Source organism: Tamlana sp. s12 (genome assembly GCF_016767215.1).
Taxonomy (GTDB): Bacteria; Bacteroidota; Bacteroidia; order Flavobacteriales; family Flavobacteriaceae; genus Pseudotamlana; species Pseudotamlana agarivorans.
Genome location: NZ_CP068547.1, coordinates 2,009,013 through 2,022,145, shown reverse-complemented (window position 1 = coordinate 2,022,145; position 13,133 = coordinate 2,009,013). Strand labels below are relative to the sequence as shown.

At 35.4% G+C, this 13,133-nt stretch carries 11 protein-coding genes; 7 read left to right on the top strand and 4 right to left on the bottom strand.

Going from position 1 to position 13,133, the window contains the following annotated elements:
- Nucleotides 1–5 precede the first annotated feature (5 nt).
- The 5 genes from JJL45_RS08845 (at nt 6) to JJL45_RS08825 (ending at nt 5,366) form a co-directional block, all read left to right on the top strand.
- Complete coding sequence (locus JJL45_RS08845) at nt 6–896, top strand: aldose 1-epimerase (RefSeq protein ID WP_202664108.1); 891 nt, start codon at nt 6–8, stop codon at nt 894–896.
- A gap of 12 nt (nt 897–908) precedes the next feature.
- The gene (gene galK / locus JJL45_RS08840; protein ID WP_068602836.1) at nt 909–2,057 is read left to right on the top strand and encodes a galactokinase; all 1,149 of its coding nucleotides are present in this window, start codon (nt 909–911) and stop codon (nt 2,055–2,057) included.
- A 15-nt stretch (nt 2,058–2,072) separates the two neighbouring features.
- Nucleotides 2,073–3,095, top strand: a complete 1,023-nt coding sequence (locus JJL45_RS08835) for a UDP-glucose--hexose-1-phosphate uridylyltransferase (RefSeq protein WP_068602837.1) — start codon at nt 2,073–2,075, stop codon at nt 3,093–3,095.
- Between the two features lie 134 nt (nt 3,096–3,229).
- A complete protein-coding gene (locus JJL45_RS08830) occupies nt 3,230–4,792 on the top strand; it encodes a hypothetical protein (RefSeq protein WP_068602838.1) in 1,563 nt (520 codons plus the stop codon).
- Nucleotides 4,793–4,874: 82 nt separating this feature from the next.
- A complete protein-coding gene (locus JJL45_RS08825; protein WP_068602839.1) occupies nt 4,875–5,366 on the top strand; it encodes a flavodoxin family protein in 492 nt (163 codons plus the stop codon).
- Nucleotides 5,367–5,490: 124 nt separating this feature from the next.
- Here the strand turns inward: JJL45_RS08825 and glyA are convergent, their stop codons facing one another.
- On the bottom strand, nt 5,491–6,762 hold the full coding sequence (gene glyA / locus JJL45_RS08820) for a serine hydroxymethyltransferase (protein WP_068602840.1): 1,272 nt from the start codon (nt 6,760–6,762) through the stop codon (nt 5,491–5,493).
- A gap of 199 nt (nt 6,763–6,961) precedes the next feature.
- On the opposite strand from glyA, the gene fahA reads away from it, so the two are divergent.
- A complete protein-coding gene (fahA, locus tag JJL45_RS08815) occupies nt 6,962–8,248 on the top strand; it encodes a fumarylacetoacetase (RefSeq protein ID WP_068602841.1) in 1,287 nt (428 codons plus the stop codon).
- Nucleotides 8,249–8,343: 95 nt separating this feature from the next.
- On the opposite strand, the gene JJL45_RS08810 is transcribed toward fahA, so the two are convergent.
- The 3 genes from JJL45_RS08810 to ytxJ form a co-directional block, all read right to left on the bottom strand.
- Nucleotides 8,344–9,078 (bottom strand): ion transporter, encoded by a 735-nt coding sequence (locus JJL45_RS08810; RefSeq protein WP_068602842.1) that lies wholly within the window; start codon nt 9,076–9,078, stop codon nt 8,344–8,346.
- Nucleotides 9,079–9,169: 91 nt separating this feature from the next.
- Nucleotides 9,170–9,592, bottom strand: a complete 423-nt coding sequence (locus JJL45_RS08805) for a gamma-glutamylcyclotransferase (RefSeq protein WP_082935898.1) — start codon at nt 9,590–9,592, stop codon at nt 9,170–9,172.
- Between the two features lie 10 nt (nt 9,593–9,602).
- Complete coding sequence (gene ytxJ, locus JJL45_RS08800; protein WP_068602844.1) at nt 9,603–9,998, bottom strand: bacillithiol system redox-active protein YtxJ; 396 nt, start codon at nt 9,996–9,998, stop codon at nt 9,603–9,605.
- A 238-nt stretch (nt 9,999–10,236) separates the two neighbouring features.
- On the opposite strand from ytxJ, the gene clpB reads away from it, so the two are divergent.
- Entirely contained in the window at nt 10,237–12,843 is a 2,607-nt protein-coding gene (gene clpB, locus JJL45_RS08795; RefSeq protein WP_068602845.1) for an ATP-dependent chaperone ClpB, read from the top strand.
- Nucleotides 12,844–13,133: the final 290 nt, after the last annotated feature.

Genomic DNA, 13,133 nt, shown 5'->3' with positions numbered 1-13,133 from the left:
TTATTGTGTATAACATAAATCATCATCCAGAAGAACAGATTTTAGAGATTGAAGATTCAACTTCTAAAACATATGCTAAAATTCACCTAAATCAAGGTGCATCCTTACAAGAATTAACATTAAACGGTCAACAAATCATTCAGAATTTAAGACCGCTAATTTACGAAAACACGTATGCCTCGGCGATTCTTTTTCCTTTTGCGAACCGAATAAAAGATGGGCAATACACATTTAACGACCAAGACTATCAATTTGAAATCAATCAAAAGCAGGAAAATAATGCCCTTCATGGATTGATTTATAACAAACGCTTTGATATTAGTGATACTGAAGTTTCAAAAAATAAAGCTTCGGTGGTATTAAAGTTTAAAGAAGAGAATGAGTCAAATGGTTTTCCTTACACCTACCAAATCAAGCTAAAGTACACGATTAGCAATCAAGGCTTAAGCTTAGAATTTTCAGTAAAAAACACCAGTTCAAAATCCTTTCCGTTTACGGTTGGCTGGCATCCATACTTTGTTTGCGAAGATTTAGACCAAAGTATTCTACAATTTGATAGTACCAAGAAAATTATAATCGGCGAACGCAATATCGGCACTGGCGTTGAAACCATTCAACCTATTAAAAACTTCAAACTAAAACACCAACAACTTGATGATTGCTGGGTTTTAAACTCTGGAGATGTAAATTTTAAAACACCTGGTTACGAGTTAAAAATAGCCTCCGATGGCGACAATAACTTTATGCAGGCCTACACGCCTCCATTTGAAAACATCATTGCTATCGAACCTACAACTGGTGTATCCGATAGCTTTAACAATAAAATAGGACTTCAGGTTCTAGAACCCAACAACCAATTCAGCATCAGCTGGAGTTTACAACTAAATCTTAATTAAAAGTCTACTAAAATGAGCACAGCACTAATTAATGATGTTAAAAAGGTTTACATCGACACGTTTAACAAAGAACCTCTTCTTATTTTTTCCCCAGGACGAATCAATATTATTGGCGAGCACACCGATTATAATGATGGCTTTGTTTTTCCTGCAGCTGTAAACAAAGGTATTGCCGCAGCTATAGAAAAAAGCGACTCAAACATATCTACCGCCTACGCGCTTGATAAAAAAAGTAAAATAGAATTTGAACTTGACAAAATAAAACCCTCTACAGAAGGACATTGGCAAAATTATGTACTTGGTGTTGTTGCTGAAATTCAAAATAGAAATAAAACGGTTGGTAACTTTAATATTGTTTTTAAAGGTGATATCCCTGGAGGAGCAGGCATGTCTTCATCGGCGGCTTTGGAAAATTCGGTGGTTTTCGGACTTAATGAACTTTTCAAATTAGGCCTTTCTAAGGAAGACATGATTTATATTTCACAGAAAGCCGAACACAATTATGCCGGGGTTAACTGCGGAATCATGGACCAATATGCTAGCATGTTTGGTGTTAAAGATCACGCCCTTCATTTAGACTGCCGAAGCATTGAAGCGAAACCTTATAAAATTGATTTTAAAGATCATCAGCTTATGCTTATTAATACTAATGTGAAGCATAGTTTATCTGATAGCGCTTACAACGACCGCCGTTCTGTTTGCGAAAGCATTTCAAAATTATTGAACATTAAAGCTCTTCGAGATGCTACCGAACAAGATTTAGAAACCATAAAAGATCAAGTAACACCAGAGAACTACCAAAAAGCCTTATTTGTAATTCAAGAAAATGAACGTACACAAAAAGCTGCTGAAGCTATTAAGGATAACGATTTAGAAACTTTAGGCGCCTTAATTTACGACTCACACCACGGACTGCAACACCAATATAAAGTAAGCTGTGAGGAATTAGATTTTCTTGTAAACCAAGCTAAATTTAACCCACATGTTTTAGGTGCTAGAATGATGGGCGGCGGATTTGGTGGCTGTACCATTAATTTAATTGCAAAATCGGAAGCCAAAGCCTTTGCAGCACACGCTTCCAATGCCTACAAAAAAGCATTTAACAAAGACTGCTCTGTTTATTTTATTGAACTCGCAGAAGGCACACATCTGGTTAACTAAAAAATTCCTTTAACAATGACAAACACTAACTTACAAGACTACTCACACAAACGATACAATATCCTAACAGGAGAATGGGTTTTAGTTTCTCCGCATCGTGCCAAACGCCCATGGCAAGGACAAAATGAAGCGGTTTCAAACGAAAAACGCCCTAGCTATGATGAAACCTGTTATTTATGTGCTGGAAACACGCGAATTAATGGCGAAGTTAACCCCAACTACACCGATGCTTTTGTATTTACAAACGACTTTGCAGCGTTACAAAAAGATTCCAAAACTTTTGCTGTAAACGACGGCCTTTTAGTTGCACAGAGTGAAACAGGCATTTGCAAAGTGGTATGTTTTAGTCCAGACCATTCAAAAAGTTTGGCCGATATGACACCTAAAGAGATTGAAAAAGTTGTTTACACATGGCAAAAAGAATTTAAAGACCTTGCTGAAAACCCAGACATTAATTACGTACAGATTTTTGAAAACAAAGGCGCTGTAATGGGATGTAGTAATCCGCATCCTCACGGACAAATCTGGAGTCAGTCTACACTTCCAAACGAAGTTGACAAAAAAAACACCCAGCAACTTAATTACTTCAACAAAAATAACAGCAGTTTATTAGGCGATTATTTAGCACAAGAATTAGAAAAACAAGAACGTATCATTTTTGAAAATGATGAATTTGTTGTTTTAGTTCCATTTTGGGCCGTTTGGCCTTTTGAAACTATGATTGTTCCTAAAAAACATCAAGCAAATATATTGGATATGAGTGCTGAACAAGCGCTGCAATATGCTGAAGCCATTTCGGTAATTACTAAAGCATACGATAAATTATTCAATACCTCATTCCCCTACTCTAGCGGAATTCACCAAGCGCCAACCGATGGAAATGAAAACAAGCATTGGCATTGGCACATGAGTTTTTATCCGCCACTTTTAAGAAGTGCTACCGTTAAAAAATTCATGGTAGGTTACGAAATGTTCGGTTCACCACAACGTGATATTACTGCTGAAACCGCTGTAAAAATGCTACGTGATTTACTTTAATTTAAACGCGATAAAATAAAAACGCTTTAACAAACCTGATGTACACCCATCAGGTTTGTTTATTTTACAGCATTAAATACTAAATTCTAGCTTCAAAAGTTATATTTTTAGCCATCCAAAAACTCAAGCCTTTCATGAAACGCTATTTATATTTTTTTCTTACCCTAACTTTTTTAATGCTTTGGAGCTCTTGCCGTAAAGATTTTGAATTTTCACCAAGTACTGGAAATCTTCAATTTTCAAAAGATACCGTTTATTTAGATACCGTTTTCACCGATATAGGATCGAGCACCTATAATTTAAAAGTTTATAACAGAAGTGATCAGGATATTTCTATTCCTTCCGTGCGCTTGGCTTTAGGTGAAGCGTCAAATTATCGTTTAAGTGTCGATGGTATTTCTGGAAAAACTTTCGAGAATATAGAAATTCAAGCTAAGGACAGTGTATTTATCTTTGTAGAAACGACCATAGATATCAATACCTTACCAAGTTTAGACGGCACTTTTTTATACACCGATCAAATTGAATTTGACACCGATTCTAACCTTCAAACCGTCGAGTTAGTAACTCTGGTTCAGGACGCTGTATTTATATATCCTAATCGAGATGACACCACTAAAGTTATAGAAACTTTAACCATAAATATTAATGGTGAAGCTGTTGAAACCGATATTGAAGGTCGTGAACTTTCACCATCTGAACTCACTTTTACAAACGACAAACCTTATGTAATTTATGGCTTTGCCGCGGTTCCTGAACAAGAAACTTTAACCATTGAGGCCGGATCGCGCATTCACTTTCATGAAAATTCAGGGATTTTAGTACTCAACAGCGCTTCTATTCATGTAAATGGTGAATTTAGTAGTGATCAAGACATATTGGAAAACGAAGTTATTTTTGAAAGTGATCGTTTAGAACCAGGATTTTCTGACATTCCGGGACAATGGAGTGCCATTTGGCTTTTCGAGGGAAGCGTTAATAACATTATAAACTACGCCACTATAAAGAATGCGACTGCAGGAATTATTAGTGATGGAAATCCTTTAGGAGGACCAGACAAACTAAGCATTTCAAACAGTAAAATATATAATTCTAGCAGCTACGGCATACTAGGAAGAAACAGCTCTATTAATGCTGAAAATGTGGTTATAAATAATTCCGGACTCTCTTCTTTTGCTGGGGTTATTGGTGGAAAATATAATTTTATTCATTGCACCATTGCTAACTATTGGGATAGCAGCTTCAGGCAATTTCCTTCTTTACTATTAAATAATTACACTATAGATGAAGACGATAATGTGATTGTTACCGATTTAACCGAAGCTAATTTCAGTAATTGCATCATATACGGCGATGAAAACATAGAAATTTTAGCAGATGAAGTCGAAGCTGATCAAGTAGCATTCAACTTTAAATTTACAAACTGTCTAATTCGTTTTGATGATTATAACGATACTTATGATGGACCGAATTACGATTTCACCAATACCGACCACTACGTTAATGTCATTTTAAACAATGACCCAAACTTTAAAGATCCGCATTTAAATGAGCTCATTATTGGTGATGAATCGGCGGCCAACGACCAAGGCGACATAGGCTATGCGCTACGAGTACCAACCGATATTTTAAATGTGAGTAGACTTACTTCTCCAGATTTAGGAGCTTATCAACACATTACTTTTGATGAAGATTAACATGAAGCGTATCAATTAATAATGACGCTCCAAAAGAACTCTAGTTAAGCATTAAAAATCAAAATCGTTTGTTCTGTAAACCATGAAAACTGTAATTATTTCAGGAAGCTCTAGAAACGATGGCCATACGAATGCGCTAACAAATCAACTTGTAAACCACACCAATTGGGATCTTATCAATCTTAATGATTATAATATTGGTTACTTCGACTACGACCATGCCAACAAAGAAGATGATTATCTGAATTTGATTCAAGAACTCCTTGCAAACTACGGCACGCTCGTTTTTGCTACGCCCGTTTATTGGTATGCTATGAGTGGCATTTTGAAAGTATTTTTCGATCGGCTTACTGACTTAATAACCATAGAAAAAGAACTTGGCAGAAAACTACGTGGTAAAAACATGGCCGTTATAAGTAGTTCCCATGGCGAAAACCTTGGTGAGCATTTTTGGCTCCCATTTCAATCTACTGCAACATATTTAGGCATGAATTATCTAGGACATGCACACACGATTTCGATGGCATCCAACGATATAATTCTTAAAAATTTCATCAGAACTGTAGACCAATAAAATGACTGCGAATGAATTTGCTAGAAGAAACATTTTCAACTTATAAATAACTGGACTTTACATAAAACAAAAAATCCTGCTCAAAGTAATTGAACAGGATTTTTCAGGATTTATTAAAATTAAATTACACGAACAAAGGCTTCCCTTTCATCATGTCGTTTACTTTTACTTTAACCGCTTCTAATACGGTTTCATCTTCAAAGTTTGTGATTACTTCATCAAGTAATTCTACAATAGCCAACATATCATCCTCTTTCAATCCTCGCGTTGTTACAGCAGCAACACCTAAACGGATTCCAGAAGTAACAAATGGTGATTTATCATCAAAAGGCACCATGTTTTTATTCACAGTAATATCAGCTTTTACAAGAGCTTGTTCAGCATCTTTCCCCGATAAGTTTTTGTTACGTAAATCAATTAACATACAGTGGTTATCGGTACCATTTGAAATAATGTTATAACCTTTAGCAACCAATGCATCGGCCATAGTCGCTGCATTTTGCTTCACTTGTAATTGGTAATGTAAGAAGTCGTCAGTTAAAGCTTCACCAAAAGCAATGGCTTTAGCAGCAATAATATGCTCTAATGGACCACCTTGGTTTCCTGGGAAAACGGCAGAATCTAATAAAGAAGACATTTTACGTAAGCTTCCATTTTTAAGTTTGATACCAAATGGGTTATCAAAATCTTGCCCCATCATAATCATACCACCTCTAGGTCCTCTTAAGGTCTTGTGTGTAGTAGTGGTTACAATATGACAGTGAGGTAACGGATCGTTTAAAATACCTTTTGCAATAAGACCAGCTGGGTGTGAAATATCAGCCATTAAAATCGCTCCAACGCTATCGGCAATGACTCTAAAACGTTTAAAATCGATATCACGAGAATAAGCAGAAGCTCCAGCAATAATTAATTTTGGTTGCTCTTTAGTCGCGATTTCTTGAATTTTATCATAGTTTAAAACCCCAGTTTCTTGTTCTACACCGTAAAACACAGGGTTATAAAGTTTTCCAGAAAAGTTTACTGGCGAACCATGAGTTAGGTGTCCACCATGAGATAAATCAAAACCTAAAATTTTATCACCTGGCGTTAAACATGCGTGATATACCGCTGTATTAGCCTGGCTTCCGGAGTGTGGTTGTACGTTAACGTACTCAGCTCCAAATAATGCTTTTGCTCTATCAATCGCAATTTGCTCTACTTCATCAACAACCTCACAGCCACCATAGTAACGCTTTCCAGGATAACCCTCGGCGTATTTATTAGTAAGCACAGATCCTGCAGCTTCCATAACTTGTGGGCTTACAAAGTTTTCTGATGCAATTAGTTCAATACCATGTAATTGGCGTTCTTTTTCAGCTTCAATGAGTTCAAAAATTTGTTCGTCGCGTTGCATAAAATTAAATTCTGATTAAATATGGCGCAAAAATAGGAAATTGATTAGTTAAAAGCATTAAAAAAAGAATATTAACTTGTAAGTTTTTAACCAATTTGTTAACTGTTAAAGCTTACTTATATTTTATTCGATTTTTCCTTTTAAAATAAAAAAAATGTGTAGGTTTGATAAGAATACAATAACTCTTAAAAAATAAGTTATGCCACTATCAGCTAACAATCCAGATAGAAAATCGTGGTTACACGTCGATAAAAATTCAGATTTCCCTATTCAAAATATTCCGTTTGGTGTATTCTTAACACGAGACGACATTATAACTATAGGTACTCGAATTGGTGATACCGCTATAGACCTGGGAGCGCTTCATCAATTAGGTTATTTTGAAGGCATCCCATTAACCGATGATATTTTTCTTCAAGATTCATTAAATGATTTTATTGCCGACGGCAGAAAAACATGGCGTGCCGTTAGAAACCGAATTTCTCAAATTTTTGATGCAGACAACGATACGTTAAAAAACAATACAAAACATAAGGAAACCATTCTATTTAGATTGGATGAAATTGAAATGCAATTGCCAGTTCAAATTGGCGATTACACCGATTTCTACTCAAGCATGGAACACGCTACCAATGTCGGTTTAATGTTCAGAGATCATGATCATGCGTTATTACCTAACTGGTTACATATTCCTATTGGCTATCACGGTAGAAGTTCTTCTATTATTCCTTCAGGAATTCCTGTACACCGACCAAAAGGACAAACCTTACCGGAAGGCGCTACAGAACCTGTTTTAGGCCCGAGTCAATCGGTAGATTTCGAATTAGAAATGGCCTTTATCACCACTGATGCTAATGATTTAGGAGAGCCAATCCCCATAAAAGAAGCTGAAGAATACATTTTCGGATTGGTATTGTTTAATGACTGGAGCGCCAGAGACATTCAAAAATGGGAATACATTCCATTAGGACCTTTCTTAGCGAAAAATTTCGCTTCATCGATATCGCCATGGATTGTTACTCTAGATGCTTTAGAACCATACCGTGTTGAGAGTCCGAAACCAATTAAGCCACAATTAGAATACCTAAAATACGAAGGCAAAAAGAGTTATGATATTAATTTAGAGGTTGCTATCCAACCAAAAGGCGCTAAAGAAACAGTGGTTAGCAAATCCAATTTCAAATACATGTATTGGAATATGGTACAGCAATTAGCCCATCATACCATAAACGGCTGCCCGATAAATTCTGGTGACCTCATGGGTAGTGGAACGATTTCTGGCCCAACAGAGGACAGTTTCGGATCGATGCTTGAACTTACCAAAAATGGAGAAAAACCAATAAAAATGAAGGATGGCAGCACTAGAAAATATATCAATGATAATGACACAGTAATCATGCGTGGATTTTGCGAAAAAGATGGTACACGTATCGGTTTTGGCGAAGTTTCAACAAAACTACTTCCTGTTTATAAAAAGAAAAAGTAACACACTAAAGATTCATTCTTTAGAATATAATTCGAGGTTATTTAGGTTTCCTATTCAGTTAGGCGCTTAAATAACCTTTTTTTATGATGGCTTTTTTATTTATGCTTAGATTTTTCAAGGATTTCCTCATCTTCAATCTCTCTGGCTTTAGACAAAGCACTTGCCACCAACCCTGCAGGAATCGTTACAATACCAACACCAATAATAAGAATAAAAAAGGTGAATATTTTACCACCATCTGTAATGGGATAAACATCGCCATACCCTACCGTTGTTAAAGTAACAATAGCCCACCAAGCACTATGAAACACCGAAGAAAACACTTCGGGTTGCGCTTCATTTTCAAAATAATAAATACCTGCAGAAGCTAGGAACACAAAAATCCCAGTTACAATTAAAAAGAGTATAACTTCTTCTTTTACAATTCGGGCCGCTATATGAAATCGGTTAAGGGCTTTGTTATAACGAATTAACTTTAAGGCTCTAAAAATTCTAAACAAACGAAACGCTCGCAAAGCCCGTAAATCATATACTCTACTAATGTAAAAAGGAAAAATAGCGAGAAAATCAATAATCCCATAGAAACTAAAAATATATTTCAATTTATGCTCAGCCACATAAATTCTTAATATATATTCTATAGTAAAAACAAGAACACAAAATATCTCGAAACCTTCAATAAATGCAATGGTGCTTTTTGAGTTACTTGGTAAGGTTTCTACAGCAAATAAAATAAGCGACAAAAGGATTAAAATCTGAATAAAATAATCAAATATTTTTCCGTTTTTAGAGGTATTGTCTTCAACTAGTTCGCGTAATTTGTTTCCCATTTAATATCATATTATGACATAATATTACATAAAAATCATAAAAGTGTCATATTAAATCTAAAACTGAACACAAAATTATGTCTATTTCATATTAAAACAGCTTATCCCCCTGCTCAGAAAACTTCAAAAAATCTCCAGAAGAAATCCATTTTAAATGGTTTACAGAACGATTATAAAGGTACACCCAAGTTTCAATTGGCGTTCCATCATCTAACCTAGCCTGAACACTTTCCCTTTTAAACAAATCGGATTCGCTTGGAACGGGAGTAATACCTTCATAGGCATCTAAAACTTTAAAAACATTTTCAAAATCATCTATTTTAAAAACAGAACCATAGACTTTTTCTTGAGTATTAGAACTAACAACAGCACCTGGAAACCAAGACACTTGGTAAAGCTTCCCTTGAAAACTGCCCGTACCAACAAACTGCGAATGAGCCACTAAAAATCTAGACATGTCGTTTTTAACACCTTTTAATAAGGTACCATAAACAAATAAATAATCTGGTCTCAAGTTCACGCTATTAAATAAACGGACTCAAATCAATAGCATTAATCGAACCATGTGAATCATGCTTAACAACTTCGCCATTTTTTATGATTAATAATTGAGGTGATTCGTGTCTCACTTGAAACTTATAACCTGTTTCATTTGAAACCTCTCGGTAATTCAATAAATCTAAATAATACAAATCCAAATCACTTTCCGCTACATTATACGCAGCTACAAATTGCTTCATAACCATCCTACTAATACCACATGTTGTAGAGTGCTTAAAAATAGCTTGTGTTTTTGTATTCGATTTTTCTTTAATGGTTTCTAATTGCGACACTTCGGTTAAAGGAATCCATGGTAATACCTTTTCTTCCTTTTTCTCTTTTGCTTCAGACGAACCAAATAATTTATTTAATAAACTCATAATCAACAGATTTATAGTATTCCGCGAAAGCGAAAATTGAAATATTATTTTTAATTTTACAGTAAGTCGGCATCTATTTACAACCTTACAAAAGACAATAAGTCAGCAAAAAACAAGTAATAACAGACATTTTGTCAGACAAATCCTATTGGTAAGATTATTGACTTTATGTGCTTGTAAATGTAAAATAATTAAGATCTCCGTTTTCACGGAAGTTAAAGAAATAAAAAAATATATTATGAACTTGAATAATTATACCATAAAATCGCAAGAAGCCATTCAGCAAGCGCAACAAATTGCGCAAGGCTACGGGCATCAACAAATTGAAAATGAACACCTATTTAAAGGTATTTCTGAAGTCGATGAAAACGTACTTCCGTTTCTATTAAAAAAATTAAATGTAAATGTTTCCATTCTTGAACAAGCTTTAGACAAACAAATTGAAAGTTTTTCAAAAGTATCAGGCGGCGAACTCATGTTGTCTCGTGAAGCTGGAAAAACCTTAAATGAAGCAGCTATCATTGCTAAAAAAATGAAGGATGATTATGTTTCTATAGAACATTTAATTCTAGCTGTTTTAAAATCGAACAGTAAAATTGCACAAATGCTAAAGGACCAAGGGGTTACCGAAAAAGGTCTCACGGCAGCCATTAACGAATTACGTCAGGGTGAAAATGTCACCTCTCAAAGTCAGGAAGACACCTATAATTCGTTAAACAAATATGCTAAAAACTTAAATCAGTTAGCCAAAGACGGCAAATTAGACCCTGTTATTGGTCGTGATGAGGAAATTAGACGTATTCTTCAAATTTTATCGCGAAGAACTAAAAACAATCCTATTCTAGTAGGTGAACCTGGAACAGGAAAAACAGCCATTGCCGAAGGATTAGCGCATAGAATTATTGATGGCGACATCCCAGAAAACCTTAAAGACAAGCAAATTTTCGCCTTAGACATGGGGGCATTAATTGCTGGAGCTAAATATAAAGGTGAATTTGAAGAACGACTAAAAGCCGTAATTAAAGAGGTAACAACTAGTGAAGGTGATATCGTTTTATTTATTGACGAAATACACACCCTTGTGGGTGCCGGTGGCGGACAAGGCGCTATGGATGCGGCAAATATTTTAAAGCCTGCCCTAGCCCGTGGCGAACTGCGTGCTATTGGTGCGACTACCTTGGATGAGTACCAAAAATACTTTGAAAAAGATAAGGCTTTAGAGCGTCGTTTTCAAAAAGTGATGGTGGACGAGCCAGACACCGAAAGTGCTATTTCTATATTAAGAGGTATTAAAGAAAAATATGAAACACACCATAAGGTTCGTATAAAAGACGAGGCTATTATTGGCGCAGTTGAATTATCTTCAAGATATATCACCAATCGTTTTCTTCCAGATAAAGCCATTGATTTAATGGATGAAGCGGCATCGAAACTACGTATGGAAATCAACTCTAAACCTGAAGAATTAGATGTGTTAGATCGAAAAATCATGCAGTTGGAGATTGAAATTGAAGCCATAAAGCGTGAAAAAGATGAAACTAAGCTTAAATCACTTCGTGCCGATTTAGCCAATCTTAAGGAATCTAGAAATGAAATTAATGCCAAGTGGAAAAGTGAAAAGGAAGTTGTAGATAACATCCAAAACACAAAACAAAATATTGAAAACTTTAAGCTTGAAGCTGAAAAAGCCGAGCGTGAAGGCGATTACGGAAAAGTAGCCGAATTGCGTTACGGTAAGATAAAAGAAGCCCAAGAGCAGCTTGAAACCTATCAGCAAAAATTACAAGAGCACGCCGAGAACTCTTTAATTAAGGAGGAAGTAACTTATGATGATATTGCTGAAGTGGTTGCTAAATGGACTGGCATACCCGTGACTAAAATGCTACAAAGCGAACGCGAAAAGCTTCTCAAACTTGAACAAGAATTACACAAGCGTGTGGTAGGTCAAGAAGAAGCTATTGAAGCCGTTAGTGATGCCGTGAGAAGAAGTCGTGCTGGTTTACAAAATCCGCAAAAACCTATTGGTACCTTCCTATTTCTAGGAACCACGGGAGTTGGTAAAACTGAATTAGCCAAAGCGTTAGCGGAATATTTATTTGATGATGAAAACGCGATGACCAGAATTGATATGAGTGAATATCAAGAACGTCATGCTGTAAGCCGTTTAGTTGGTGCACCTCCAGGATATGTAGGTTATGATGAAGGCGGACAGTTAACCGAAGCCGTTAGACGTAAACCTTATTCTGTGGTACTTTTGGATGAAATTGAAAAAGCGCATCCAGATACCTTCAATATTCTTTTACAAGTATTAGATGAAGGCCATTTAACAGATAATAAGGGACGCATTGCAGATTTTAAAAACACCATTATTATAATGACTTCAAACATGGGAAGTCAGATTATTCAAGAACGATTTGAGGCTGTCAAAGACATTCAAACCGCTATTGAAGGTGCTAAGGTTGATGTACTGGCTTTACTGAAACAAACGGTAAGACCAGAGTTTCTAAACCGTATTGACGATACCATTATGTTTACACCATTAAGCAAAGAAAACATCGTTGAAATTGTAGGTTTACAATTAAAAAGCATCACTAAAATGATTGCAGCACAAGGTATAACATTTGATGCAACAGCTGAAGCCATCAAATATTTAGCAGACAAAGGATACAACCCTGAATATGGTGCTAGACCTGTAAAACGCGTGATTCAAAAAGAAGTTTTAAATGCGTTAAGTAAAGAAATTCTAGCAGGAAAAGTAACTACAGATAGTATTATTCTACTAGATGCCTTTGATGAGCAATTGGTTTTTAGAAATCAAGGCGATTTAATACATGAAGAAGTTTAAGGTAAAACGATTTTTTAGAGTTAAAAGACCTCTCAAACCCTTTAACACCAATTAGTTACCCACAGAAAAGCAACGAGAACAATTACAATATTCTCGTTGCTTTTAACGTTTTGTAAATAATTTAATAATTATTTAGTAAAAAAAAGTTGAAAAATAAAATTTTAAAGCTTCTTTTCTACAATTTACATAAATCCCCTACCGTTAATCTAAAAAACTAAGTATTTTAAGTGTAACCCCCCTTTTATTTCTAGATTAGCTTTAATAATTAACTCTCTAAATGGACTTTTTCT

What these genes read in the sequence shown, in the direction of transcription:
- clpB (WP_068602845.1), top strand. Translation starts at nt 10,237, where the DNA reads ATGAACTTGAATAATTATACCATAAAATCGCAAGAAGCCATTCAGCAA.
- JJL45_RS08835 (WP_068602837.1), top strand. Translation starts at nt 2,073, where the DNA reads ATGACAAACACTAACTTACAAGACTACTCACACAAACGATACAATATC.
- JJL45_RS08825 (WP_068602839.1), top strand. Translation starts at nt 4,875, where the DNA reads ATGAAAACTGTAATTATTTCAGGAAGCTCTAGAAACGATGGCCATACG.
- galK (WP_068602836.1), top strand. Translation starts at nt 909, where the DNA reads ATGAGCACAGCACTAATTAATGATGTTAAAAAGGTTTACATCGACACG.
- glyA (WP_068602840.1), bottom strand. Translation starts at nt 6,762, where the DNA reads ATGCAACGCGACGAACAAATTTTTGAACTCATTGAAGCTGAAAAAGAA.
- JJL45_RS08810 (WP_068602842.1), bottom strand. Translation starts at nt 9,078, where the DNA reads ATGGGAAACAAATTACGCGAACTAGTTGAAGACAATACCTCTAAAAAC.
- JJL45_RS08830 (WP_068602838.1), top strand. Translation starts at nt 3,230, where the DNA reads ATGAAACGCTATTTATATTTTTTTCTTACCCTAACTTTTTTAATGCTT.
- fahA (WP_068602841.1), top strand. Translation starts at nt 6,962, where the DNA reads ATGCCACTATCAGCTAACAATCCAGATAGAAAATCGTGGTTACACGTC.
- ytxJ (WP_068602844.1), bottom strand. Translation starts at nt 9,998, where the DNA reads ATGAGTTTATTAAATAAATTATTTGGTTCGTCTGAAGCAAAAGAGAAA.